This window comes from Shewanella sairae, from assembly GCF_023283535.1.
Classification (GTDB): Bacteria; Pseudomonadota; Gammaproteobacteria; order Enterobacterales; family Shewanellaceae; genus Shewanella; species Shewanella sairae.
In genome coordinates this window covers 1-25,453 of the sequence record NZ_JAKILT010000065.1, presented here as the reverse complement: position 1 = coordinate 25,453, position 25,453 = coordinate 1, and the positions used below count along the sequence as shown (strand labels likewise).

Sequence of the window (25,453 nt, the reverse complement as noted above, 5' to 3'; positions counted from 1 at the left end):
AGCTCCCTTGTGTTACCGCTCGACTTGCATGTGTTAGGCCTGCCGCCAGCGTTCAATCTGAGCCATGATCAAACTCTTCAATTAAAGTTTTTTTGTTCGACTACGTCGAACGGCTCAACGAATTCTGTGATTTGTTTCCACTTTAAAAAGTGAAATCAAACTTTTTCATATTGCTATGAACACTCATTCATTAAGTAATTTTTTGATTGTCTCGTGAGAGACAATTTCGAATAACTTAATCTCTGTGAGTGTCCACACAGATTTGCTTGTCATATTGTTAAAGAGCGTGAAGTCGTCTTTCAGACTTCGCCTTAGACGCTTAGGTCGTTTGGCTGAGGAGGCGTATTCTACACTTCCTAGTGTCGGCGTCAAGCGCTTATTTTAAGAAGTTTTTCAAGCGATGATTCTTTGTTCACTCTCGTGTAAACAACCATCATTCGAAGCTCTTAAAGCGATTGTCACCTGAGGTTAATTTCCGTAGAAGTTAATCTCTCTAACGTTGCTGCAAGCCCCGTTCTATCTAGCGTTTACGCTGGGTAGGTGGCCTGCTTTGCCGTGTCAGTGGATGCGCATTATAGGGAGTTTTGATCTGAGTGCAAGCGCTTTTTGAAAGAAAAAAGACGTTTTTTCAAAAAGATATTATAAGCACACCATACCCACTAAATACCCCCAGAGTTATCCACAAAAAGCTCTTTGACTGCAGTTTTAATGCTCAACAAACTGTTAAGGCTTATTTGCATAACCTCATTAATCTTGGCTGCCAAGCTTCAATGCGTTTCATATATAGAGAAACTTATACCGCCCCTCGTTAATATCCTCTAGCTTTACCCCCAAATTATAAAAACTATTGGGTTTTATAATTGGTGAAAGCGGCTGGGGTATCAAACGCCATCCACTATCTATATAAAGGCGCTTTTACAGATAATAAAAAGGGTGACTCAATGAGTCACCCTTTTATCAATACCTCGGTACTAATAGCCTAACTAGAATCCTCTAGCTTAACTTACCATGACATTGCTTATACTTCTTACCAGAGCCACATGGACATGGATCGTTACGACCAACTTTTTCACCTTCGCGAACTGTTGGTTGAGTTGCCGCTAATGCAGCACTCTCTTCTGCGCCAACGATAGCTTCAGCTTCTGCATGTTGATAATCACGACGGATCTTGGCATCTTCTTGACGACGACGCTCTTCCATCTCTTCAACATCAGATTGTGCTTGCACTTGTACTTTAGATAGTACACTAATCACATCATGCTTTAATGACTCAAGCATTTGCTGGAACAGCTCGAATGATTCACGCTTGTATTCTTGCTTTGGATTCTTCTGCGCATAACCACGTAAGTGGATACCTTGACGCAAGTGGTCCATCGCTGAAAGGTGCTCTTTCCATAAACCGTCTAGTGTTTGTAGCATTACCGCTTTTTCGAATTGACGCAGTACTTGCTCGCCTACCATCTCTTCTTTAGCTTTATAAGCATTAACCCAAGTTTCAACGATACGCTCGCGTAATGTCTCTTCATGCAGGTCATCTTCTTTATCTAGCCACTCTTGGATAGGAAGATTCATTGCATATTCTTGCTGTAAACGCTTCTCTAGACCTTCAACATCCCAAAGCTCTTCCACAGACTGACGCGGAATATATTGGTCAACTAAACCATTTACTACGTCTTCTTGAATGTTGGTAATCGTATCTTGAATGCTATCCGCGTCCATTAACTCGTTACGCTGTGCGTAAACCACTTGGCGCTGATCATTGGCTACATCATCAAACTCTAGCAGTTGCTTACGAATATCAAAGTTACGCGCTTCAACTTTACGTTGTGCGTTTTCAATAGCACGTGATACCCATGGATGCTCAATCGCTTCACCTTGTTCCATACCTAGCTTCTTCATCATTGAAGAAACACGATCTGAAGCGAAGATACGCATTAAGCTATCTTCCATAGATAGATAGAAACGAGATGAACCTGAGTCACCTTGACGACCAGAACGACCACGTAGCTGGTTATCGATACGACGAGATTCGTGACGTTCAGTACCCAGAATGTGCAAACCACCGGCTTCCACAACTTCATCATGACGAATTTTCCAGTTAGCCTTGATCTTAGCTTTTTGCTCGTCAGTTGGATTTGTTAACGCTTCGATTTCCATGTTCCAGTTACCGCCTAACACGATATCCGTACCACGACCCGCCATGTTAGTAGCAACAGTTACCGCACCAGTACGACCGGCTTGTGCAACAATATCAGCTTCTCGTTCATGGAACTTAGCGTTCAAGATCTCATGCGGGATCTTTTCTTTCTTTAATAAGCTGTGCAGTAGTTCTGACTGTTCAATAGAAACTGTACCAACCAATACTGGCTGGCCACGCTCACGACAACCAACGATATCTTTGATGATAGCGGCATACTTTTCATCAGCAGTAAGATAAACCAGATCCGCATGGTCTTTACGAACCATTGGGCGGTTTGTCGGAACAACAACTGTATCTAGACCATAGATGTGTTGGAATTCAAATGCTTCAGTGTCAGCAGTACCCGTCATACCGGCAAGCTTTTGGTATTGACGGAAGAAGTTCTGGAAAGTGATTGATGCTAATGTTTGGTTTTCATTTTGAATATGAACCCCTTCTTTAGCTTCTACCGCTTGATGTAAACCTTCAGACCAACGACGACCAGGCATTGTACGGCCTGTGTGCTCATCAACAATAACCACTTCGTTGTCTTGAACAATATAGTCGACATCTTTTTCAAATAAAGTGTGCGCACGAAGTGCAGCGTTCACATGGTGAAGTAACGAGATATTAGCTGCTGAGTATAATGAATCGCCTTCAGCTAGCATGCCACGCTCAGTCAATAGAACTTCAACCTTTTCTTGGCCGCGTTCAGTCATATGAACTTGCTTTGACTTCTCATCAACTGAGTAATCGCCTTCACCCACATACTCTTCAGTATCTTCTTTATCTTGTGCGATAAGATTTGGGATTAAGGTATTAATCTTGATATATAGCTCTGAGCTATCTTCTGCAGCACCAGAGATAATTAGCGGCGTACGCGCTTCATCGATTAGAATCGAATCGACTTCATCGATTAGAGCATAATGAAGTGGACGCTGTACACGTTCAGCAGGCGAGAACGCCATGTTATCGCGTAGGTAATCGAAACCAAATTCGTTGTTAGTACCGTAGGTAATATCTGCATCATAGGCAGCTTTCTTTTCTACTTGGCCTAGGCCAGCAACGTTAATACCAACTGTTAAGCCCAAGAATTCAAAAAGAGGACGGTTATTTTCAGCATCACGACCAGCTAGGTAATCGTTCACGGTAATTACGTGTACGCCTTTGCCTGTTAAACCATTTAAATAAGCAGGCAGAGTTGCCGTTAAGGTTTTACCTTCACCAGTACGCATTTCTGCAATACGGTTACTGTCGAGGATCATACCACCAATCATTTGCACATCGAAGTGACGCATTTCAAAGACACGCTTTGATGCTTCACGAACCGTAGCAAATGCTTCTGGTAATACACCGTCTAATGATTCACCACCGTCTAAACGCTCGCGGAAGTGGGCTGTTTTTGCTTTTAATTCTTCATCCGTTAATTTCTCGTACTCAGCTTCAAGTGCGTTAATTTTATTAACCACTTTACCAAATGCTTTAAGTGTACGATCGTTACGACTACCAAATACTTTTGTCAGTAATTTACCAAACATCTGAACCACTTCTATGTTGTTGGCCAAGTCCCTTTGAGAGCCTGAAAGCCTATTTTACGATTAACCTGCCTTGCGGTAGACATACTTTTGCGGATCGATCTGCTGTCCACCACGCAACACTTCATAGTGTACATGAGGCCCGGTTGAGCGCCCAGTACTTCCCATCACAGCGATTTTCTCGCCTTTAGCGACCACATCGCCCACATTTACTGACAAAGCTTTATTATGACCATAGCGTGTACTTAGACCATTTCCATGATCGATTTCGACTAGATTACCATAACCAAACATCTTGTCCGCCCATGTAACCACGCCACCTGCAGTCGCGATTACATCGACGCCCTCTTTTCCCGCAAAGTCGATGCCTTTGTGCATCGTGCGTTTGCCGTTAAAAGGATCATTTCGTAAACCATAGGGCGAGGATAACCAACCTTTCTGTATTGGTCGCCCAGATATATAACGTTCTTCATCTATATGGAGATTAGATGCTACAGTTTCAAGTAGTGATAACTGAACATTATTATTATCTATTCGAGATACCAACTCATCCATATCGGCAATGAGCTGATCAAGTTCAATGCGGGAGCCTAAATCACTGGCACCACCGACACCGACTTCTGAAGAGAAATCAAATTGATCTTCTAGTTGATTATTGAGAGCAACTTGCTGACCCAGCGCTTCTACGCGTGTGAGTTTAGCTTGCATGCGAGCAACATGGGCTACCAACATTGAAAGCTGAGTCTCAGTCGCATTTTTAAGTGCGATTAACTCCTCTTTTTGTTGTTCACGAGCAGTGCGCTCGTTATCGACCTTTGTTTGCTGCTGTATTAGTTGCTTAGCATGATGCTGATAAAGGCCTGTACTTGCTGCAATGAGCAGTATCGGCAATAGCAGCCAACGCTTTCCTGGTTGCCAGCGTGTGGCACCATTTCGACCTTGAATAAAAACTGTTACACTCATAGCCTAATTAAGCCATTTTATTATCATATGAAAAAGCCCCCTCAGGATCTCAGTCAGTTACTGCATCAGCAAGGCACTATGCCCAATTTAGCTGAAAAAGCAGAGCTGTTATTGCACCTAGATCATTACGTGAAACAAGTGCTGACTGGTCCAGTGACAGAGCAACTAAAGGTTGCCAATTTACGCCAAGGGATCTTGGTAATTGAAACAACCACGGCTGCTTGGGCGGCAAGAATTAACTTCCAAAAACCCAAAATACTACAATTGCTACAAGCCGAAACGCTACCCATGCTTACCGCAATCGAGGTTAAAGTCAACCCAAGCTTGTTAATGTATGAAACAAAACCCAAAGCGGCTCACAACCTGATTAGTGAAAATGCCGCCGCTCACATTGAAGCATTAGCTGAACATACAGAAGGGACATTAGCGGTAAAACTAAAACGGCTGGCTGCATTAGCCAGCCGTTCAAGGCAATCTTAATTCGCGATTAAGCGAATACTGCACCCGCAGGTACTGAGAAGCTGACTGGAGCATCAGCTTCTTTTTCAAAGCTCACGATTTCCCATGCATCTTGCTGTGCGAGCATGGCACGTACCAACTGATTGTTTAGTGCGTGCCCTGTTTTATATGCGCAGAACTCACCAACAATGGCGTGACCCGCAACATACAAATCACCAAAAGCATCAAGGATCTTGTGCTTAACGAACTCGTCCTCATAACGCAGGCCATCGGGGTTGAGGACGCGATATTCGTCAAGTACAACAGCATTTTCCATGCTGCCGCCTAGTGCAAGATTATTGGCTCTTAGGTACTCGATATCTCGCATAAAACCAAAGGTTCTTGCGCGGCTGATATCTTTAACAAAAGCTGATGATGAAAAATCCATAACCATATGCTGTTGACTACGCGCGATCTCTGGGTGGTTAAAGTCGATTGCAAAATCAACTCTGAAACCTTTAAAAGGTTTCAACTCTGCCCACTTATCACCGTCTTCAACACGAATAGGTTTAGTGATTTTGATATATTTCTTTGCTGCGCGCTGTTCTTCAATACCTACTGATTGCAGTAGGAATACAAACGGACTCGCACTGCCATCCATAATTGGAATTTCAGGCGCGTCAACTTCGATAACTGCGTTATCAATACCTAATCCGGCTAGCGCTGCAAATAGATGCTCAATTGTTGAGATACGAACACCATCGTCATTAACCAAAGCAGTACACATTGTTGTTTCACGTACTTGATCGGCAACAGCTGGAATTTCAACTGCTGGTGACAAGTCGGTACGAACAAGCTTAATGCCGGTATTAACTGGTGCGGGTTTAATGATCAACGTCACCTTGTTGCCGGAATGCAATCCAACACCAGTAGTCTTAACCATTTCTTTGACAGTTCTTTGAAAAATCATGTATTTACCCGTTTATCATCTCAACATAAAGAGCATTAACTACACACTTTTTGGCCGTGTGTAGGCTATGCTGGTCGGATATCTTAGCATATCTTTGCAAATTAACCAAAATTCACTCAGCTTTTAGACAACATTATAGTATTGCCTTATACCCATTAACTCTTTATTAACACTTAGTTAATCAGCTTGCTTACGCAAAAATGCTGGAATATCCAAGTAGTCTAGTTCGTTCTTCTTCTCGCTCACAGGTGTTGCCACTTGTGGTTGAGCTGCGGTAGCTGTATTGCCATGCGACATCGTTGGCGCAATAGCATCTTCTGCCGCAAAGCTCTCTTGACGAGGCTCAGCAGGAACAATTGGTTCTGGGCGTGGAGCTGGCTTTGATACTAACTGGATATCAGGCTTTTTCTCAGCGCCGATGCCTGTAGCAACAACTGTTACACGTAGCTCGTCAGACATTTCAGGGTCAATTACCGCACCCACAACAACAGTCGCGTTATCAGAAGCGTAAGCCTTAACGTGGTTACCCACGGTTTCGAACTCTTCGATGCTCATATCCATACCCGCTGTAATGTTCACAAGTACGCCGCGAGCACCAGCTAAATCGATATCTTCAAGTAATGGACTGGCCACAGCAGCTTCAGCCGCTTCTTCTGCACGATCTTCACCGCTTGCAACACCGGTACCCATCATGGCATTACCCATTTCAGACATAACGGTTTTCACGTCAGCGAAATCGACGTTGATTAGACCTGGGCGAGTAATTAGCTCTGCGATACCCTGCACGGCACCAAGCAATACGTTATTAGCAGCAGCAAAGGCATCCAATAAAGAGGTGCCACGACCTAGTACTTTAAGTAGCTTTTCGTTTGGAATCGTAATTAACGAATCCACATGCTTAGCAAGCTGCTCAATACCTTGGTCCGCGTAAGTCATACGCTTTTTGCCTTCGAATGGGAAAGGCTTAGTAACTACTGCAACTGTTAAAATGCCTTCTTCACGCGCAATCTCAGCAACAACAGGTGCTGCACCGGTACCCGTACCGCCGCCCATACCTGCAGCGATAAAGATCATGTCAGAACCTTTAATCGCGTTACGAATATTTTCTCTGTCTTCTTCAGCCGCTAAACGACCAATTTCAGGGTTTGCGCCAGCGCCCAAACCTTTAGTTACGTCACGACCTAATTGAATTGTGGTTGATGCAGCAGACTTACGCAGCGCTTGTGCGTCAGTATTTGTTGCTACAAACTCAACACCTTCGATGTTGTGTTTAACCATATGCTCGACAGCGTTACCACCGCCGCCACCGACACCGATGACCTTAATCACCGCCTCGTCTGAATGACTATCCATGATCTCAAACATGGTCTTTTCTCCGTTATGCCTGCGTTATTAACTAAAACTCGCCTTTAAACCAACTTTGGACCCGATTCCAAAGACTGGTGACCCCTTGTCGCTCAGGACGTTCGAACTGACGTTCAATCACTCTGCGCGCACCATAGTGAAGCAACCCAACTCCTGTAGAGTAAATAGGTTGATCCACATATTCATGTAAACCTTTAACTGGTAGCGGCTGTGCCATTCTTACTGGCATGCCAAATGTCGCTTCTGCGATATCGACAGCACCTTCAATTGACGCTGTACCACCTGTGATGACAATACCTGCCGCCACTTGATCTTCTAAGCCGCTGTCATGCAGTTGCTTTAAGATCAATTCAAATAACTCTTGGTATCTTGGCTCAACCACTTCTGCAAGCGTATGGCGTGACATACTGCGAGAGGGGCGCCCACCAACCGAAGGTACCTCAATGCTGTCTTCACGGCTCACCATTGAGCTACGAGCACTCGCGTGCTGTACTTTTATTTGTTCTGCATGTGACAAAGGCGTACGGAATATCTTAGCGATATCATTCGTCACCTGATTACCTGCAACGGGTACTACAGCGCAATGACGCAATGCACCATTGGTATACACTGCAATATCGGTTGTGCCACCGCCCATATCGACCAAGCAAACACCTAAGTCTTTTTCATCATCAGTTAGCACTGAGTCTGCCGATGCGATTGCAGAAAACACTAGGTCATCAACTTTCAAACCACAGCGCTCAACACTCTTAGTAATATTCTTCGCCATATCATTAGCACAAGTAACGATATGGACTTTCGCTTCCATACGCATACCAGACATACCAATTGGGCTCTTAATCCCGTCTTGTACATCAATGGCATATTCTTGTGGCAACACATGCAGAATACGACGCTCTGTCGGTATTTTTACCGAGCGAGCGGTATGAATAACGTTATCAACGTCTTCTTGAGTCACTTCTTCGTCGTTAATCGACACCATGCCATTTTCATTCTGGCATTCGATATGTTTACCCGAAATGCTCAGGTATACAGAAGAGACTTGGCAATCTGCCATAAGCTCAGCTTGATCTAACGCTCTTTGCACACTGCGCACGATAGAGTCGAGGTCATTAACGCCGCCTTTATCCATGCCTCGTGAAGGATGGTTTCCAAGACCAACAATACTGATCTCACCGTCAGGCAACACTTCACCAATGATCACAGCGACTTTTGATGTCCCTATGTCCAATCCCACGATCAGATTTCTATCTAGATTCTTGGTCATTAATTAACGGCTCTCTTTTGTGCATCATCCCAACCTACGGCCAAACCTGTGTCGTAGCGCAAATCCACGATCGCTACCGGTTTATCTTGCTTTGCAAGTTGCGGGTAGACGTGAATAAATCTTTGTATCCTTGCCATCTTGTCTTCTCGGCCAAGCTCTAGCTTTATGCCATTATTGAGCTCAGCATGCCAAGCATGTCTTGGACTTAAACTTAAACTTTGTAAGTTAAAGCCATTAATTCTTAATAGTTCGCCTAGCTGCTGATAAGTCGTTAGTACCGACTTACCTTGCTCTTCAGGTCCGGTGAGGTAAGGTAAATTAGGTATACCTTCTTTTACTGGGGCATCAAATACCTCACCGTAAATATTGAGCCAAGCATCACCATTCCAATGTGCAACTGGCTTTTGTTCAACCAAATATATCTTTAACTTGGCTGGCCACTCTCGGCGCACCGAGGCTTGGTAAACCCAAGGTAGCGCTTCTAGGGCATCCTGCACTTGGTTAACGTCCGCAGAAAAAAAGCTCCGCTGCATCAAATCCTGCAACGCTAATTGGATCTCTTTGTCTTCGGTGTATAACCGTTCTCCTTTCACTGCTACCGTTTCGATTGGCAGGGCATCAGCATTATTCAGTAACGAATCAAGCTTCATTGCAGCCATAATAAAGCCAAGCAACACTAAAAAGAGAAACACAACTCCAAAACACAAATACCAATCAGCCCGCAAAACCAGAGCTCGAATACGCTGACTTTTTTCGCGCCAAGACACCTTAGGCTTCCTTTTGCAACCGCAAACGCGGAAAATCGGCCATTATATAGCCCTTATCCCAAGCGTCAAAATTTGATGAGTAAATTAAGCTAATTGGCTCTAAATTACACATTTTTTTCATCAGTTATGCTGCTAAAGCCGAGATTTGAATCGGCTAACGTGCGTGAGATAACACCGATATTACCCGCGCCCTGCGTCAGCAATAGATCACCGTCTTGCAAAATTTCAGGCAACAGGGTTTCAAGTTGTTCACTACTGGCTACAAATACCGGTTCAACTTGACCGCGCACTCGAATCGAACGGCATAATGCTCGGCTATCAGCACCAGGTATAGGCGCTTCACCAGCGGAATACACATCAAGCATGAGTAAACAGTCAACTTGTGACAGCACCTCAACGAAGTCTTCGTATAAATCGCGAGTACGACTATAACGATGTGGCTGATATATCATCACTAAGCGGCGCTCAGGCCAGCCTAGTCTCGCCGCTTTAATCGTGGCAGCAACTTCGCTCGGATGATGACCATAGTCATCGACTAACTTGATTTCGCCTTTAGACGTACTGAACTCACCGATCTGCTGAAAACGGCGACCAATTCCTTGGAACTCAGCTAACGCCTTAATAATCGCTTCATCTGCAATTTCATCTTCAGTCGCCACAGCAATAGCAGCCAATGAGTTAAGTACGTTATGTTCGCCAGGTAAATTAACCGACAACTGCAAATCATCCATACCTGCACGACGCACAGTAAACTCACAGCTATAGCCTGTCTGCTTGAAATCCAATGCACGAACATCGGCATCTTCACTAAACCCATAAGTCACCACGCGGCGGCCAATTCGTGGGATCAACTCACGTACAATAGGGTCATCAATACAAACAACCGCCACACCATAGAAAGGCAGGTTATGTAAGAAATCAACAAAGGTCGTCTTAAGCTTCTCTAGATCGCCTTCATAGGTATCCATATGATCAGCTTCAATATTGGTCACCACGCTTACCATAGGCTGCAGGTGCAAGAAGCTCGCATCGCTCTCATCTGCTTCAGCAATAAGGTAACGGCTATGACCTAAACGTGCGTTAGTCCCTGCGCTGTTTAGCAATCCACCAATCACAAATGTTGGATCGCGATCTGCTTCGCCATATACACTGGCAATTAAACTGGTTGTTGTGGTTTTGCCGTGAGTACCTGCAACGGCGACACCGTGACGGTAGCGCATCAACTCGGCAAGCATCTCTGCACGACGAACGATCGGAATGCGTAACTCTTTAGCTGCAACTAACTCAGGGTTACCTGCACTAATGGCAGTAGAGACCACGACCACATCAACATCTTTAACTTGGCTAGCGTCATGCCCAAGGTAAATAGTTGCTCCTAACTGGGCCAATCTGTCAGTGACTGGGCTAGTAGCGATGTCAGAACCACTCAACTTGTAGCCTTCATTCACCAATACTTCGGCGATACCGCCCATACCCGCACCACCTATTCCAACGAAATAGATGTGTTTTACCCTGCGCATTTCAGGGATCATCGATCTTAGCTGTGAATGCTTTTCTGCTTTGTTACTCATTTCAACCCTTCTCAGCTAATCGGATACAGACATTTGCTACACGCTCTGTCGCATCTAAAATTGCTACGTCTCGAGCGCGTTGGCCCATATTACATAATTCTTGTTTGTCCGATGCCAGCATAGACAACTTAGTCATTAATTTGCTGGTATCCGCTATCGGTTGCGGGATCAAAAATGCAGCTCCAGCGTTAACTAACACTTTGGCATTTTTGGTTTGATGATCATCAACCGCATGTGGAAATGGCACCAGCAAACTAGGCAAACCAACAGCAGCAAGCTCAGATACCGTTAACGCACCTGAACGACAAACCACCACATCAGCCCAACGATAGGCTGCTTCCATATCGTCAATAAACTCGGCAACACTGACACTGCCATCTTGTCCTAAGCGTTGATACTCAGCTTTAACCCCGGCAAGATTATCGCGACCAACTTGATGCCAAACCGTCATTGAGTGAGTCTTGCTCACTCCTTCTAAGACACTTGGCATCACATCATTAAAAATCTTGGCGCCTAAGCTACCACCGACAACGAGTACTTTTAGTGATTCATCATCGCAACATGCTTCACGCTTTTCACCCAGAGCAATCAGCTCTTTACGAATAGGGTTGCCAACGGTTTGCGCTTTAACGTCAGTAAAGGTGCCTTCAAAGGCACAAAGCACTTGCGATGCAATGCGTGATAATAACTTGTTGGTCATGCCGGGAATGGCATTTTGTTCATGTAGCACTAATGGAATACCACACAATTTTGCCGCCACGCCACCAGGACCACTCGCGAAACCGCCCATCCCCATCACTACATCAGGTTTAAAGCTTTTAATCACTGCTCGCGCTTGCATGATTGAACGTAAAATCTTAAACGGCGCCGCCAATTTGCGCATCACGCCATTGCCACGTACACCTTTAATGTCAATAAAATCGATATCAAAACCATGTTGTGGAACCAAGCGTGCTTCCATTCTTTCTGCTGTGCCTAACCAGCGCACTTTCCAGCCCTGCTGACTCAAATACTTGGCAACCGCCAACGCAGGAAATACATGGCCACCTGTTCCGCCAGCCATAATTAAGATGCGTTTTTCTTCAGCTTGGTTAGTCATTAATTCACTCATTGTTTACTTGCTCGACCTTCTACGGCCTGAATCACACTTAAACGTCTTTCATAATCTATACGGATCAACAACATGACTGCTGCCGTCATAACCCACAAACTACTGCCACCATAACTAATAAACGGCAGTGTTAATCCTTTTGTTGGCAACATGCCAATACTGGCGCCAACGTTAACGACAGTCTGGAAACAGATCCAGATCCCGATGCCGTAAGCAAGATACCCTTCAAAAGCGCGGTCAAGTGCTAAACACATGTTGCCCAGTTTTATCGCTCTTAGTGCTAAAAACAGCAACACAGCTAATACCGCAATAATGCCAATAAAACCGAGTTCTTCACCTATCACCGCAAAGATAAAGTCGGTATGCGCTTCAGGCAGGTATTCTAACTTCTGAATACTGTTACCTAAGCCTTGACCAAACCAGTCACCGCGGCCGTAAGCCATTAACGATTGAGTCAGCTGATAACCACTACCAAATGGGTCTTGCCATGGGTCTAGAAACGATGTGACTCGGCGCATTCGGTATGGCTCTAGCAGTACCAATGCAACGAACAACAGCACACCCATTAAAATCAATGCAAAAAAGTCTTTAAGACGCGAGCCTGCTAAAAACAACAATCCGACAGTCACAACAAACAGTACGACTACTGTGCCTAAATCCGGTTGCATCAAAATCAAGCCTGCGTACAAGCCCAACACACCGATAGGCTTATAAAAGCCCAATGCATTCTCTCTAATCTCTTGGTGTCGGCGCACCAAATATCCGGCCATATAGATGGTAAAAGCAAACTTAGCTACCTCTGCAACCTGAATACGGATCGGACCAACCGACAGCCAACGTGTGGCACCATTTACCGAAGTACCTACCAGCAATACAGCAAGCAGCATTAGCCCAACAACAATAAGAAGCAATGGACTAAAACGCTGCCAGACGCTCACTTCTATTTGCAACACTATTGCGGCAATTAACACGCAACCAACCAGATAAGCACCGTGTCGCCACACAAAATGAAACGGATTACCGGTTAACGTTTGCGCCTCAGGCATCGACGCTGACATCACCATCACAAAACCAAAGCCTATTAAGGTCAACACTGCAAATAACAGGGTTCTGTCGTACAGCAGCTGGCTCGGCGTCAAACTATCGGTAAACAAGTTAGGCAATGGCAATTTAAAATCACCACCGACCAAGTTAGATAGCTTCTCTTTAATGCTCATTTAACGCTTCAACCAGACCACGGAACTCATCTCCGCGCGCCATATAGTTAGGGTACATATCTAAACTGGCACAAGCTGGCGATAAGATAACAATATCACCTGCGGTCGCAATCTCCTGCGCCGCAGCAACGGCCTCTGCCATCGTGGTGACTTTTATCGAATCAGGCTTTAACGCTGCGATTTTGTCACCATCTCGACCTAACGTTATCAGCTGGCTCACTTTTTCTAATACGGGTTTTAGGCTGCTCAAATCTGCGCCTTTACTGTCACCACCTGCGATAAGGATTAACTCACCAAGGTGGTCATTCAAACCATCAATAGCCGCAACTGTTGCGCCAACATTTGTCGCTTTCGAGTCGTTGATATAAGTCACGCCATCAACATCGGCAACGGTCTCACAGCGGTGAGATAAGCCTGAAAAGGCTTTGGCAACTTGTATCTGATATTCTCGCTTAATACCTACCGCAGTTGTTAGCGCCATGGCCGCCAATACGTTGGCATGGTTATGACTGCCCACTAACGCCACATCACTTACAGGCATAATATGACTGTCGCCCTGCACTAACATCCCCGATGAAATACCCCAAGCATCAACTTCAGGCATATCTAAGCCAAAACTGTTTTGGTTAGCCGGATGGTTAGGGAAGGTTAGCGGATCTTCACGATTAAACAGCACCATCTTGGTCTGATCATATAGCTTGAGCTTTGCCTGACGATAAGACTCTAAATCGCTATAGCGATCCATATGGTCTTCACTGATATTCAGGCAAGTCGCGACAGTGCAGCACAAGCTATGGGTTGTTTCTAACTGAAAGCTAGATAGCTCGAGAATATATAAGTCTTTTGGCGCTAACAATAAGTCCAAAGCAGGCACACCGATGTTGCCGCCAACGGCATAAGAACAAGCGCTAGCCTCGGCAATTTCGCCAACCAAGGTGGTCACAGTCGTTTTGCCGTTAGAGCCGGTAATACCGATGACTTTGGCATCGGTTTTACTGACTTCTCTAGCAAACAGCTCGACATCACCAATCACCTCGATCCCCATATCAAAGGCAACTCGTACCTCAGGGGTTTCACAAGCAATGCCTGGACTAATCACAATTTGCTCTGCTTGCACTAGGTATCGGCAATCAAAGCCGCCAGCAATTAATTCAACTTGAGGAAACTCAGTCGCTAACGTATCAGCCCCCGGGGGCTGAGTACGGCTGTCCATCACTAAGGGAGTGATGCCTTGCGCACACAGGTAACGCACAACGGATAATCCCGTAGCACCTAAACCTAAAACGATGTGTGAATATTGCTGCGCCATATAAGACCTATCTCAATCTCAGTTATTTTAGTTCTATCGATTATCTAAGCTTCAATGTTGCTAGGCCTAACAGCACTAAGAACAATGAAATAATCCAAAAACGTACAATTACACGTGGTTCAGGCCAGCCTTTCAACTCATAGTGATGATGAATAGGTGCCATACGGAAGATACGCTGACCGCGTAGTTTGTATGAGCCCACTTGTAGGATCACTGACACGGTTTCCATAACAAAAACACCACCCATGATCACTAACAAGATCTCTTGACGAACCAATACCGCAATTGCGCCTAATGCTGCGCCAAGTGCTAGCGAGCCAACATCGCCCATAAAAACTTGCGCTGGGTAAGTGTTAAACCATAAGAAGCCAAGACCGGCACCAACAATCGCCGTACAGACAATCACTAACTCCCCGGCCCCCGGTAAGTATGGTAGGTGCAAATAGTTTGCAAATTGCACATGGCCAGAAAGGTAAGCAATTAACGCAAATGCTGCTGCCACCATCACAGTCGGCATAATAGCTAAACCATCAAGGCCGTCGGTTAAGTTAACCGCGTTACTTGAACCAACAATAGTGAAGTAAACGAGTACGATAAAGAAACCACCAAGCTGCGGCATAATATCTTTAAAGAAAGGTACTACAAGTTGGGTTTCGCCCGGACTTGCCGCCGACGCATACAGATACACAGCTATGGTTAATGCTGCTGCAGATTGCCAAAAGTACTTCCAGCGGGCAATCAAGCCTTTAGTGTCTTTGCGAACCACCTTACGGTAGTCATCAATAAAGCCGATAAGACCAAAACTACCGAGTACAAATAGCACTACCCATACATAGCGGCTGCCAAGATCGCCCCAAAGTAATACGCTGATAAACACACCTGCAAGGATCAGCAAGCCGCCCATAGTAGGCGTACCACGCTTACTAAGGTGCGATTCTGGTCCATCATTACGCACCACTTGACCAATCTGCATTAACTGCAAACGTGCAATCATCTTCGGCCCTAACCAAAGACTTAATATCATTGCCGTCATCAAACCTAAAATAGCTCGAAACGTCACATACGAAAATACGTTAAACCCGCTGTAAAATTGGGTTAAATACTCAGCCAGGTAAACCAGCATTAAACAAACTCCCCGCGACCAAAGGCCATTGTTAAAGCTTCAACTACACGTTCCATTCTCGCGCTGCGAGAACCTTTCACTAGTACGGTGATTTCAGTAGATGATTCATTAATATAGTGAATCAAACCAGCAACTAAATCCTCGATACCTTGATAGTGTTTAGAACCAAAAGCATGACTTGCACCAGCGCTTAGCGGGCCGACACAAAATAACGCATTAACGCCTTTTGTCTTAGCCAATTGCCCAAGCTCACAATGCAAAAGGGCGGCATTGTCGCCTAATTCGCCCAAATCGCCCAGTATTAAACAGCGATTTCCTTTAATTTCTTGAAGCCAGTCAATTGCAGCGCCTACAGAGGCGGGATTTGCATTGTAGCTATCATCAATCACTGTGACTCGACCAAGCTGGCTCGGTAGCATACGTCCTTTTACAGGTTGTAACTTGCTAAGTCCTTGGCATATCTCAGTTAAAGACAGACCCAGTGCTAGACACATGCTTGTTGCAGCCAGCGCATTCGACACCTGATGGCGCCCGGCCAACGGCAACTCAACGCTAAGTACTTCAGCTGCGTAACAAAGACTAAAGGCATAACGCCCATAGGCATCAGCGCTCAGTTCCGTCGCAAACACATCTAGATCTCGCGACGCTTCGCTTTTAACACCAAAACATAACTGCTTAACGTGACTAGAAGCCTGCAGCATGGTGTCAGCAAATGCATCATCAGCGTTAATAACCGCAGTACCACCAACACTTATATGATTAAAGATCTCAGACTTAGCTTTGGCTACGCCCTCTAAAGAGCCGAACCCTTCTAAGTGCGCCGACGCCACGTTATTAACCATGGCAACACTAGGCTTAACTAAACTCGACGTGTAATCAATTTCACCAGCATGGTTTGCGCCAAGTTCAAACACACCAAACTCATCACCAGTCTGTAGCCTTAACAAGGTTAATGGCACACCAATTTCATTATTGAAATTACCTGCGGTATAAAGCACTTGATGGTGCTGCGATAAGATAGTCGCAATCATCTCTTTAACGCTGGTTTTACCGTTGGAGCCTGTTAATGCAATACAAGTAGGTGCGATTTGCTCACGCACAAAAGCCCCTATTTCACCCATTGCCTTTTGGCTATTCTCAACGACAATTTGGCTCGCCTCGATTGACAGCTCGCGTTCTACCAATAATGCATTGGCTCCCGCATCAACGGCTGCTTGGGCAAAAGTATGGCCATCAAAGTTTTCGCCTTTTAACGCCACAAATAAAGTTTGATTGTTAACAGCTCGGCTGTCGCTTGAAACGCTATCAACGTACAAGTCATTGCCAACCAAGCGGCCATTAAGTCGCTTAGCAAGCTGGGCTAACGAAACGCTAATCATAAGGCGCCCTCAGCAATCGCTTTGGTAAAGGCTCTTTCGTCGTAATTCAATTTTTCACCATTTACTTCTTGGTAGGTTTCATGACCTTTACCGGCCAATAGCACCATATCTCCAGCCTTAGCTTGTGCAACGATTTCTTTAATCGCTAACTGACGATCAATTTGAGTCAAAGCAGCTTGTGGCTGATCTAGCCCAACCAAAATGTCATCAATAATGGCTTGAGGATCTTCACTGCGGCAATTATCGCTAGTCACCATCACTTTATCAGCAAATTGCTCAGCACTAGCCGCCATCATAGGACGCTTACCTTTGTCTCTATCACCGCCACAGCCAAACAGACACCATAGTGTGCCACGGCAATGTACTCGTAGTGCTTTTAATGCTTGCTCAATAGCATCTGGGGTATGGGCATAGTCAACGACTAAGGTAACGCCATTGGTAGTGGTAAAACGTTCCATTCGGCCCGCTACAGGTACTAGCTGACTCGCTAAAGCCACTAGCGCATGCATATCCTCACCAAGGAGGTAAAGTGCACCAAGGGCTGCAACTAGGTTAGCTAGGTTAAAATCACCAAGTAATGGCGACGTTAGCTGAGCTTCACCTTGCGGCCAGACTAAAGTACAAGACACGCCAGCATCATGAAACTGGCAATCTTTGGTATAGAGCGCTGCGTGAACATCACCTTTTACGCTGTAACCTAATAGCTTGTCTGACGCCAATTCTGCCAACCATTCACGGCCAACAGCATCGTCACAATTAATTAAACCTGCGCGTAAGCTCGCGAATTGGAAAAGGCGCTTTTTAGCCGCGCCATAAGCGTCCATCGTATGATGATAATCGAGGTGGTCACGACTTAAATTCGTAAATACCGCAACATCAAACGGCACAGCCTCAACACGCCCTTGAACAAGACCGTGGCTCGAAACCTCCATTGCGCAGGTTTGTGCACCAACACGCTCAAAATCTTGCAGTTGTTTAATCAGGGTGATTGGATCGGCTGTAGTATTGCCACTATCAACCAACTGACCCCATAGGCCATTACCTAAAGTCCCCATTACTGCAGTTTGCTTGTTCTGCAGTAACTGTAATTGTGCCACTAACTGAGTCACAGAGGTTTTACCATTGGTGCCAGTAACACCAATGATCTGTGGTCGCGCCGCCGTTAATGGGTAAGCTTGTGCTGCTAATGCAGAAATCTGACGATTTAACTGGAAAAACATCACCTGCAAACCTACTTCAGTGACAAGTTTACCGTGCTCGTCAGGAGAATCGGTATGGACTAAAGCAGCGACTGCACCACGCTCAAAGGCTGCAGCTAAAAATTGACGGCCATCGGCTTGATAACCTGGAATAGCGACAAAAAGGTCGCCCGCTTGCACTGCTCGGCTGTCGAGCGTGAGCGCTTGGAAGCTCTCGGCTCCCGAATAATGAAACCACGGTGCCAACAGATCGCGTAATAGCATCATTCGACACTCCTAGAATTAGCAGCTAAGCGAACTTTTTCTCGCTTAGAAATAGGTTCAACATTAAGCATTTGTAAGGCACCTGACATCACTGCGGCAAAAACTGGCGCAGCAATATCGCCACCATAATAGCGATCGCCTTTCGGCTCGTTAACAACGACTGCAATCGCCAACTGTGGGTTATGTACCGGGGCAACACCGGCAAATAACGCAACATAATCCTCACCATAACCACCGGCTACCGCTTTACGCGCTGTACCGGTTTTACCGGCTACGGGGTAGCCTTCAATATGTGCTTTTAATGCTGTGCCACCTTTTTCAGTCACGCCCACCAGCATTTCCATGACACTTTGCGCCACTTCTGGTGACAAAACTTGTGTCCCTTCAGGTTTTTGTTTGAGCTTTAAAATTGAAACCGGATAAAGCACACCTTTATTGCCTAAAATTGAATACATTCTGGCGAGCTGTAATGGTGTAGCCATTAAGCCATAACCAAAAGACAAAGTAGCTCGTTCAAACTCAGACCAACGGCGACGGTCGTGAATAAGCCCGGCACTTTCACCTTCTAAATTAATCCCTGAATAATTACCTAAGCCCATAGTTTGGTAGGCACCAAGCAGTTCCTGAACCGGCATAGACAGTGCAATTTTAGTCATACCGATATTACTCGAATGCACCAAAATGCCACTTAACGACAAATCACCGTAGTTACGACCATCGCGGACTATCTTGCCCCCGATACGCATTCGTCCTGGGTGAGTTTTAATAATGTCATCAACCTTAATGGTGCCAGCTTCAAGTGCTGCTGCCACCACAAATGGTTTAATGGTTGAGCCTGGTTCGTATGAATCGGTCAACGCACGATTACGCATACGGTAGCTTTGCAGATTTTCACGAGAGTTGGGGTTATAAGACGGCGTATTCGCCATCGCCAGAACTTCACCGGTATGTACATCAAGCACTACAATTGATCCAGATGTTGCTTGGTTAACCTCAGTTGCCTTTTTCAGCTCCCGGTACGCTAACTGTTGAATACGTTGATCAATACTCAACACTAAATCATTGGGGCTTTCGCCCTCTTGCACCATATCAAGGCGCTCAACCACGTGCCCGTCGCGAGACTTGCGCACTTTCTGCTTACTTGGAGTACCCGTCAGCCAGTCGTTATAAGTATTTTCAATCCCTTCAATACCTTTATCATCGATATTGGTAATACCGACTAGCTGCGCTGAAATTTCACCTGTTGGGTAATAACGGCGAGACTCAGGCTTAAGGTAAATCCCAGGTAATTTAAGCTGCTTAATATAATCTGCTACTGCGGGAGTCACTTGACGCTTTAAATAGGTAAATCGTTTGCGTGGGTTAGACTGCACTCGCTTTAAAATATCTTCTTTTGGCTCATGTAACACATCCGCCAATGCTTGCCAGCGACGCATATCTGCAAAGCCATTTTTATCGTGCACCACTTTTGGGTCGGCATATACCGCTTTTACTGGCACGCTCACTGCCAACATCTCACCGTTGCGGTCAGTAATCAATCCACGCTGCACTTCTCGACTAGTCGTTCTCAAAGTACGCATATCACTTTGGTGGCGTAACATTTCCGGCTCGACTAATTGAATATAAGCAGCTCGGCCAACAAGACTGGTAAACATTAGGCAAACAAATGCCACAACGACGTAGAGACGCCATTGGATTAGCTGTGGTTTTTGTTTACGTTTAGCCTGTTTACTCATGGCACTCTTACGACGACCTCATCTTTTGGTAGCGGACGATTCATATTAAGCTCTTTAGTCGCTATCCGGGTTATCCGGCTATGTTCTGAACGGGACTGCTCTTCTAACAGTAAATTTCGCCATTCAATATCTAGCCGGTCTCTTTCTTGTAACAACTGGTCCCACTGGCTGGTATATTTACGCCCTTCATGGCTGGTATATACCACCGCAATCGCATTCAACATGACTAACAACGCCAGTAACACCATCCACTTGTTAGCCCAAAGGTCTTGCAACACGATGCGAGTCAAATTTAATTGCGACTTACTCACTGAAACCTCTAGTTCGCTTCAATATCGTAAGGTAGACGCTCGCCAATGCGTAATACTGAGCTACGCGCTCTAGCGTTACGTTCAATCTCTTCAGCTGAAGGCTTAATCGCTTTGCCGATACCTTTCAGCTTGCGTGATTTATTAATCTCAGCTTCGGTAATAGGTAAGCCATGTGGCACACTTTCACCTTGACTATTACGACGGATAAAACGTTTAACCATGCGGTCTTCTAGCGAGTGAAAGCTAATGACTGATAAGCGACCCTCTGGTGCCAATACTGTTAGCGCGCCTTCAAGTGCTTGATCAATTTGCTCTAACTCGCTATTGATATAAATGCGAATGGCTTGGAATACACGAGTCGCAGGATGCTTATTACGCTCTTTGTTTTTAGTAATGCGCGCGATAAGCTCAGCAAGCTCAGTCGTGCGTAAAAACGGCGCTTTCTCACGGTCGGCAGCAATACAACGGGCAATATGACGTGCATTCTTTTCTTCACCGTAGGTCTTAAATACCCACGCCATATCTTCAATTTCGGCACGAGCAATCCACTGCGCCGCAGTTTGACCTTGAGAGTTATCCATACGCATATCTAATGGACCATCTCTTAAGAAACTAAAGCCACGCTCAGCATCGTCTAGTTGTGGAGATGACACACCAAAATCTAATAGCACACCATCAATCTTGCCTTTTAAGCCTAGATCTTCAACGTAGTCAGCTAATTGGCCAAATCCACCATGGACAATTTGAAAGCGACTATCGTCTTTAAACTGTTCTGCTGCCGCAATGGCTTGCGGATCACGGTCAATCGCAATTAAGCGTCCATTAGGACCGAGTTGCTCAAGCACTTTGCGAGAGTGACCACCACGGCCAAATGTGCCATCGATATAGATGCCATCTGGTCTTATGTTTAAGCCTGCTACCGTTTCCGTTAACAGTACTGATAGGTGTTCAAATTCTTGTGTCATGGTTGTCTTCTACTTTTAAGTATCACTCGTTAAAGTGAAAAATCCGCTAAGCGTTCGTTAGCAGCCAAGTCTTCATTAAGAATCGCCAAGCGACTCTGCTCAATCTGTTGTTGCCATGTCGCTTCGTCCCACAGCTCAAACTTATTGAGCTGACCAACTAGCATTGCCCGTTTGTCTAAATTGGCATATTGGCGTAATGGTGGAGGTAACAGCATGCGGCCATTACCATCCAATTCACACTCATGGGCATAGCCGAGCAACAATCGCTTGATTGCCCTTTCGGTAGGCTGAGTATCGGAAAGTAAGGCAAGTTTAGCTGCAACGGTTTCCCATTCTTGGATGGGGTACAGCAATAAACAAGAGGATTGAATATCTACAGTGACGACGAGTTGACTATTATGGCGGGCACTCAGCAGCTCACGGTATCGCTTTGGTATGGCGATCCGTCCCTTGGTATCAAGATTAATAGCGCTTGCCCCAGAAAACACCTTATTGTCATCCCTGTTGTTCTATAAATTACCCACAAATATCCACATTTCCCCACAACAGTTAAGTTTAGGGATAGAACGCAAGGCTTGTCAAGGAAAGCCTCTTATTTAAAATCCAGTAACCAAGCGGGTTAGCAGCTAATTATTAGAAAATGATTAAAGGGGATTTATGTGGGAAATGACAAGCTGAAAAACATGAAAAAGCTGTAAAAACAGACACAAAATTGAGTCAAAGCGTCGCTCATCTAGGCATAAAGTAGATATCTAGCCCAAAAAGGCCAAACAAAAACAGTCGTTAGAAAGCGCTATTACCAAATTATTGGGTAATTTAGCCCCGCCCAATACCTAAAGTATTAAGCATATTTAATCTAAACAATCGCAATCGATAATTTAGCAAGTACTAACCAATCTGTTTAGATAAACCTAAATAAGGTTAAAGTTTAATCAGCAATAGCCGATAACTTAAATAGTTCCATTGCACTAAGAGGTTATGATGCTAAGTCTTGATAGTTTATATGCAATGCTTGCAAAACCAATACAAGCACAAGTAAAAACCAAAAATAAGGTGAAGCGACTTGAATCGAGTGCAGCAATGACTGCCGATAGTCATGAAGACCCACAATCACAGCTTCCGCCTCACTTAGAAAGACGAAGTGGTCCAGAGGATCGACGTAAGCAGCAACAAATCGCTTTTAAACTCGACCCAAGACTAGAAAGAAGAAAAGGGTCGAGAAGAGATAAGAAACTAGCTATTACTGAGGCAGAAAACCCAAAGACAGTAGCCGAGGAAGAAGACGGTGCAATCCACACTCGAATCGATATTGATGTTTAAACAAGTTTTAGCGGGTTCTTGCAACCGCTTGCTGCCAGCCCATATATAAACTATCGCGTTTTTGCGCAGAAATCTGTGGCACAAAACTACGCTCCACCCCAGCCTTGAGCTTTAGCTCATCGGTAGATTGCCAAAAGCCTACCGCAAGCCCAGCTAAAAATGCCGCCCCCATTGCTGTAGTTTCCGTCAGTTCAGGACGCTGAACTTCGACATTGGTAATATCAGCTTGAAATTGCATTAAAAAATCATTGGCAACCGCGCCACCATCAACTTTGATCTGTTTAAGCTCGACAGCACTGTCTTTAGACATTGCATCGAGCAGATCCCGGCTTTGGTAAGCTATCGCCTCTAGTGCCGCACGAATAATATGGTTACGGTTAGCGCCGCGAGTTAAACCGACCAATGCCCCTCTGGCATCAGGGTCCCAATATGGTGCACCTAAGCCAACAAACGCAGGAATAAGGTAAACCCCATTGGTGTCTGCCACTTTTTTAGCAAAGTATTCGGTATCTTGCGCATCGCGAATTAAACCTAACTCGTCCCTCAGCCATTGTACCGTCGCGCCGCCCATAAACACTGAGCCTTCTAACGCATAGTTGACCTCGCCATTAGCGCCAATGGCGATAGTGGTTAATAAGCCATGCTTAGATTGCACCGCTTCAAGCCCTGTGTTCATCAGTAAGAAACAGCCTGTACCATAGGTATTTTTAGCCATTCCCTCTTCAATGCAAAGCTGGCCAAACAGCGCGGCTTGCTGGTCACCCGCCATACCTGCAATTGCGATATTACTGCCTTCACCAGCAATTCGAGTATGACCATACACTGCTGAGGAGGGCTTAACCTCTGGTAAGATTGAACGCGGAATACCTAAAGCCTGCAATAACTTGTCATCCCACTCTTGGGTATGAATGTTAAACAGCATGGTACGAGACGCGTTAGTTGGATCCGTTACGTGGGCCTTACCTTCTGTAAGCTTCCACACTAACCAAGTGTCAATAGTGCCAAATAGCAGCTCACCTTTGTCGGCACGTTCACGCACGCCTTCAACATTATCTAAAATCCATTTGATTTTAGTGCCTGAAAAATAGGGGTCGAGTACTAAACCTGTAGTTTGCTTAACATAATCTTCAAACCCAGCGTCTTTGAGCTCATCACAAATATCTTTACTACGACGGCACTGCCACACAATGGCATTGTAAACAGGTTTACCGGTTGCTTTATCCCAAATAACCGTAGTTTCACGTTGATTGGTAATGCCAATAGCCGCGACATCTTCACTGTGAATATCGGCGCGGGCTAATACCTCAATTAATGTCGAGCTTTGCGATGCCCATATCTCCATCGCATCATGCTCAACCCAACCTGGCTTAGGGTAGATCTGGCTAAACTCTCGCTGGGAACTCGCCACCATTTCCGTGTTATTGCCAAATACAATCGCGCGTGAGCTCGTTGTCCCTTGATCTAATGCAATGATGTATTTCTTTGCCACTAATATTTTCCTTATTGACGCATTTCTTTTAGTAGCCCAATTTCAGGCTCCACAAGATCAGAGACGGCAGCTTCTTTCCACGTTGCTTCATCGCAAGCATGAGCAGGGTAATACCAAACCGCATTAATTTTATCGCCATTTAACTGGTATACACCAAGACTACATTGGCTGCTTTTCTCACCATCATGGCTCCAGGTTACCTCTTCAACAGTGCTCACGTAATTAGCCGATACGATAATCTGTCGTAACGTGGCTTTGGCATCATTAAGGTTAGCAAAGTAGTCGCTCATTGCTGCTGCAAGCTCATTTCTAGTGGAGGTTTCAGTATCCATTTTGCCACCAGCTAGATTAAACCAATGCACGTTCTCGGTTGTGTGTTGCAGCAGTTGCTCGACACTATGATTGTTAAAGCCAGCTATAAACTGCTTTACCACCTTTACAGGTTTAGGCTCGTTAACAAAATTAGATGCCGCTTCTGCTGGATCTACCGCGCTATTTGCCAATGAGCTAAAACTAAAACACGCTGCACTAAGCGCAAATAACCAAATTTTGGGTTTCATGGTGAACCTCTTTTTTAGTTCGATATTTATAAAGTATTAAATGCAAGCACTACCTGTTAAGGATAACCGCCTAGCATTGTTTATCTTTTTTACCATGAAATATGACTAATCGTAATCACCTTAACGCGATAGCTATCATTAACAGCTGCAAACCCCTCTCCTATACCATCCATGGCATTCGAGGATTTATAAATAGATAGTTACTTCCTGTAAAAACCCTCTCCTATGCCATCCATGGCATTCGAGGATTTATAAATAGATAATTACTTCCTGTACAAACCCTCTCCTATGCCGTCCATGGCATTCGAGGATTCATAAATAGAGAGTTACTTCCTGTACAAACCCTCTCCTATGCCATCCATGGCATTCGAGGATTCATAAATAGAGAGTTACTTCCTGTACAAACCCTCTCCTA

At 45.1% G+C, this 25,453-nt stretch carries 21 protein-coding genes and 1 rRNA gene; 2 read left to right on the top strand and 20 right to left on the bottom strand.

All coding sequences use genetic code 11. The features are described from left to right. From L2748_RS20365 to L2748_RS20355, 3 genes are all read right to left on the bottom strand, one after another. A 16S ribosomal RNA gene (locus tag L2748_RS20365) occupies nucleotides 1-84 on the bottom strand; the annotation flags it as partial. Nucleotides 85-993: 909 nt separating this feature from the next. After that, entirely contained in the window at nucleotides 994-3,717 is a 2,724-nt protein-coding gene (gene secA, locus L2748_RS20360) for a preprotein translocase subunit SecA (protein ID WP_220781312.1), read from the bottom strand. Between the two features lie 60 nt (nucleotides 3,718-3,777). Then, nucleotides 3,778-4,677 carry a M23 family metallopeptidase gene (locus tag L2748_RS20355; protein ID WP_220781311.1) on the bottom strand — a complete coding sequence of 300 codons (900 nt, stop codon included), beginning with the start codon at nucleotides 4,675-4,677 and terminating at the stop codon, nucleotides 3,778-3,780. A gap of 27 nt (nucleotides 4,678-4,704) precedes the next feature. Here L2748_RS20355 and L2748_RS20350 point away from each other — a divergent pair, with 27 nt between their 5' ends. Then, complete coding sequence (locus tag L2748_RS20350; RefSeq protein WP_202722699.1) at nucleotides 4,705-5,157, top strand: DUF721 domain-containing protein; 453 nt, start codon at nucleotides 4,705-4,707, stop codon at nucleotides 5,155-5,157. 7 nt (nucleotides 5,158-5,164) lie between these two features. On the opposite strand, the gene lpxC is transcribed toward L2748_RS20350, so the two are convergent. From lpxC to mraZ, 15 genes are all read right to left on the bottom strand, one after another. Then, complete coding sequence (gene lpxC, locus L2748_RS20345) at nucleotides 5,165-6,085, bottom strand: UDP-3-O-acyl-N-acetylglucosamine deacetylase (RefSeq protein WP_220781310.1); 921 nt, start codon at nucleotides 6,083-6,085, stop codon at nucleotides 5,165-5,167. A gap of 177 nt (nucleotides 6,086-6,262) precedes the next feature. After that, on the bottom strand, nucleotides 6,263-7,450 hold the full coding sequence (gene ftsZ / locus L2748_RS20340) for a cell division protein FtsZ (protein ID WP_220781309.1): 1,188 nt from the start codon (nucleotides 7,448-7,450) through the stop codon (nucleotides 6,263-6,265). A 31-nt stretch (nucleotides 7,451-7,481) separates the two neighbouring features. Next, on the bottom strand, nucleotides 7,482-8,717 hold the full coding sequence (ftsA, locus tag L2748_RS20335; RefSeq protein WP_220781308.1) for a cell division protein FtsA: 1,236 nt from the start codon (nucleotides 8,715-8,717) through the stop codon (nucleotides 7,482-7,484). After that, nucleotides 8,717-9,484: a cell division protein FtsQ/DivIB gene (locus tag L2748_RS20330; RefSeq protein ID WP_220781307.1), complete on the bottom strand. Its 768-nt coding sequence runs from the start codon at nucleotides 9,482-9,484 to the stop codon at nucleotides 8,717-8,719. Before L2748_RS20330 ends, ftsA begins: the two co-directional genes overlap by 1 nt. A gap of 104 nt (nucleotides 9,485-9,588) precedes the next feature. Further along, on the bottom strand, nucleotides 9,589-11,055 hold the full coding sequence (murC, locus tag L2748_RS20325) for a UDP-N-acetylmuramate--L-alanine ligase (RefSeq protein WP_220781306.1): 1,467 nt from the start codon (nucleotides 11,053-11,055) through the stop codon (nucleotides 9,589-9,591). Nucleotide 11,056: 1 nt separating this feature from the next. Next, the gene (murG, locus tag L2748_RS20320) at nucleotides 11,057-12,154 is read right to left on the bottom strand and encodes an undecaprenyldiphospho-muramoylpentapeptide beta-N-acetylglucosaminyltransferase (protein ID WP_220781314.1); all 1,098 of its coding nucleotides are present in this window, start codon (nucleotides 12,152-12,154) and stop codon (nucleotides 11,057-11,059) included. Nucleotides 12,155-12,162: 8 nt separating this feature from the next. Beyond that, a complete protein-coding gene (gene ftsW, locus L2748_RS20315; RefSeq protein WP_220781305.1) occupies nucleotides 12,163-13,383 on the bottom strand; it encodes a cell division protein FtsW in 1,221 nt (406 codons plus the stop codon). Then, the gene (gene murD, locus L2748_RS20310; RefSeq protein ID WP_220781304.1) at nucleotides 13,373-14,692 is read right to left on the bottom strand and encodes a UDP-N-acetylmuramoyl-L-alanine--D-glutamate ligase; all 1,320 of its coding nucleotides are present in this window, start codon (nucleotides 14,690-14,692) and stop codon (nucleotides 13,373-13,375) included. The genes ftsW and murD overlap by 11 nt, the downstream gene beginning before the upstream one ends. A gap of 40 nt (nucleotides 14,693-14,732) precedes the next feature. Then, on the bottom strand, nucleotides 14,733-15,815 hold the full coding sequence (gene mraY / locus L2748_RS20305; RefSeq protein ID WP_220781303.1) for a phospho-N-acetylmuramoyl-pentapeptide-transferase: 1,083 nt from the start codon (nucleotides 15,813-15,815) through the stop codon (nucleotides 14,733-14,735). Next, on the bottom strand, nucleotides 15,815-17,194 hold the full coding sequence (locus L2748_RS20300) for a UDP-N-acetylmuramoyl-tripeptide--D-alanyl-D-alanine ligase (RefSeq protein WP_220781302.1): 1,380 nt from the start codon (nucleotides 17,192-17,194) through the stop codon (nucleotides 15,815-15,817). The genes mraY and L2748_RS20300 overlap by 1 nt, the downstream gene beginning before the upstream one ends. Further along, a complete protein-coding gene (gene murE / locus L2748_RS20295; RefSeq protein ID WP_220781301.1) occupies nucleotides 17,191-18,660 on the bottom strand; it encodes a UDP-N-acetylmuramoyl-L-alanyl-D-glutamate--2,6-diaminopimelate ligase in 1,470 nt (489 codons plus the stop codon). The genes L2748_RS20300 and murE overlap by 4 nt, the downstream gene beginning before the upstream one ends. Further along, a complete protein-coding gene (locus tag L2748_RS20290; RefSeq protein ID WP_220781300.1) occupies nucleotides 18,657-20,393 on the bottom strand; it encodes a peptidoglycan D,D-transpeptidase FtsI family protein in 1,737 nt (578 codons plus the stop codon). The genes murE and L2748_RS20290 overlap by 4 nt, the downstream gene beginning before the upstream one ends. Then, nucleotides 20,390-20,704: a cell division protein FtsL gene (gene ftsL / locus L2748_RS20285; protein ID WP_220781299.1), complete on the bottom strand. Its 315-nt coding sequence runs from the start codon at nucleotides 20,702-20,704 to the stop codon at nucleotides 20,390-20,392. The genes L2748_RS20290 and ftsL overlap by 4 nt, the downstream gene beginning before the upstream one ends. 8 nt (nucleotides 20,705-20,712) lie before the next feature. Beyond that, nucleotides 20,713-21,669 carry a 16S rRNA (cytosine(1402)-N(4))-methyltransferase RsmH gene (gene rsmH, locus L2748_RS20280; protein WP_220781298.1) on the bottom strand — a complete coding sequence of 319 codons (957 nt, stop codon included), beginning with the start codon at nucleotides 21,667-21,669 and terminating at the stop codon, nucleotides 20,713-20,715. Nucleotides 21,670-21,698: 29 nt separating this feature from the next. Further along, nucleotides 21,699-22,157 (bottom strand): division/cell wall cluster transcriptional repressor MraZ, encoded by a 459-nt coding sequence (gene mraZ, locus L2748_RS20275; protein ID WP_220781297.1) that lies wholly within the window; start codon nucleotides 22,155-22,157, stop codon nucleotides 21,699-21,701. A 493-nt stretch (nucleotides 22,158-22,650) separates the two neighbouring features. Between mraZ and L2748_RS20270 the strand changes: the two genes are divergently transcribed. Next, a complete protein-coding gene (locus L2748_RS20270) occupies nucleotides 22,651-22,989 on the top strand; it encodes a hypothetical protein (RefSeq protein ID WP_220781296.1) in 339 nt (112 codons plus the stop codon). 7 nt (nucleotides 22,990-22,996) lie between these two features. Here L2748_RS20270 and glpK read toward each other — a convergent pair whose 3' ends face one another. Together glpK and L2748_RS20260 are read right to left on the bottom strand one after the other, a co-directional pair. After that, nucleotides 22,997-24,478: a glycerol kinase GlpK gene (gene glpK, locus L2748_RS20265; RefSeq protein ID WP_220781295.1), complete on the bottom strand. Its 1,482-nt coding sequence runs from the start codon at nucleotides 24,476-24,478 to the stop codon at nucleotides 22,997-22,999. Between the two features lie 11 nt (nucleotides 24,479-24,489). Then, entirely contained in the window at nucleotides 24,490-25,038 is a 549-nt protein-coding gene (locus L2748_RS20260; RefSeq protein ID WP_220781294.1) for a nuclear transport factor 2 family protein, read from the bottom strand. Nucleotides 25,039-25,453: the final 415 nt, after the last annotated feature.

Excerpts from the sequence above, each read along its gene's own strand:
- secA (WP_220781312.1), bottom strand. The coding sequence starts at position 3,717 with ATGTTTGGTAAATTACTGACAAAAGTATTTGGTAGTCGTAACGATCGT.
- L2748_RS20355 (WP_220781311.1), bottom strand. The coding sequence starts at position 4,677 with ATGAGTGTAACAGTTTTTATTCAAGGTCGAAATGGTGCCACACGCTGG.
- L2748_RS20350 (WP_202722699.1), top strand. The coding sequence starts at position 4,705 with ATGAAAAAGCCCCCTCAGGATCTCAGTCAGTTACTGCATCAGCAAGGC.
- lpxC (WP_220781310.1), bottom strand. The coding sequence starts at position 6,085 with ATGATTTTTCAAAGAACTGTCAAAGAAATGGTTAAGACTACTGGTGTT.
- ftsZ (WP_220781309.1), bottom strand. The coding sequence starts at position 7,450 with ATGTTTGAGATCATGGATAGTCATTCAGACGAGGCGGTGATTAAGGTC.
- ftsA (WP_220781308.1), bottom strand. The coding sequence starts at position 8,717 with ATGACCAAGAATCTAGATAGAAATCTGATCGTGGGATTGGACATAGGG.
- murC (WP_220781306.1), bottom strand. The coding sequence starts at position 11,055 with ATGAGTAACAAAGCAGAAAAGCATTCACAGCTAAGATCGATGATCCCT.
- murG (WP_220781314.1), bottom strand. The coding sequence starts at position 12,154 with ATGACTAACCAAGCTGAAGAAAAACGCATCTTAATTATGGCTGGCGGA.
- ftsW (WP_220781305.1), bottom strand. The coding sequence starts at position 13,383 with ATGAGCATTAAAGAGAAGCTATCTAACTTGGTCGGTGGTGATTTTAAA.
- murD (WP_220781304.1), bottom strand. The coding sequence starts at position 14,692 with ATGGCGCAGCAATATTCACACATCGTTTTAGGTTTAGGTGCTACGGGA.
- mraY (WP_220781303.1), bottom strand. The coding sequence starts at position 15,815 with ATGCTGGTTTACCTGGCTGAGTATTTAACCCAATTTTACAGCGGGTTT.
- L2748_RS20300 (WP_220781302.1), bottom strand. The coding sequence starts at position 17,194 with ATGATTAGCGTTTCGTTAGCCCAGCTTGCTAAGCGACTTAATGGCCGC.
- murE (WP_220781301.1), bottom strand. The coding sequence starts at position 18,660 with ATGATGCTATTACGCGATCTGTTGGCACCGTGGTTTCATTATTCGGGA.
- L2748_RS20290 (WP_220781300.1), bottom strand. The coding sequence starts at position 20,393 with ATGAGTAAACAGGCTAAACGTAAACAAAAACCACAGCTAATCCAATGG.
- rsmH (WP_220781298.1), bottom strand. The coding sequence starts at position 21,669 with ATGACACAAGAATTTGAACACCTATCAGTACTGTTAACGGAAACGGTA.
- L2748_RS20270 (WP_220781296.1), top strand. The coding sequence starts at position 22,651 with ATGCTAAGTCTTGATAGTTTATATGCAATGCTTGCAAAACCAATACAA.
- L2748_RS20260 (WP_220781294.1), bottom strand. The coding sequence starts at position 25,038 with ATGAAACCCAAAATTTGGTTATTTGCGCTTAGTGCAGCGTGTTTTAGT.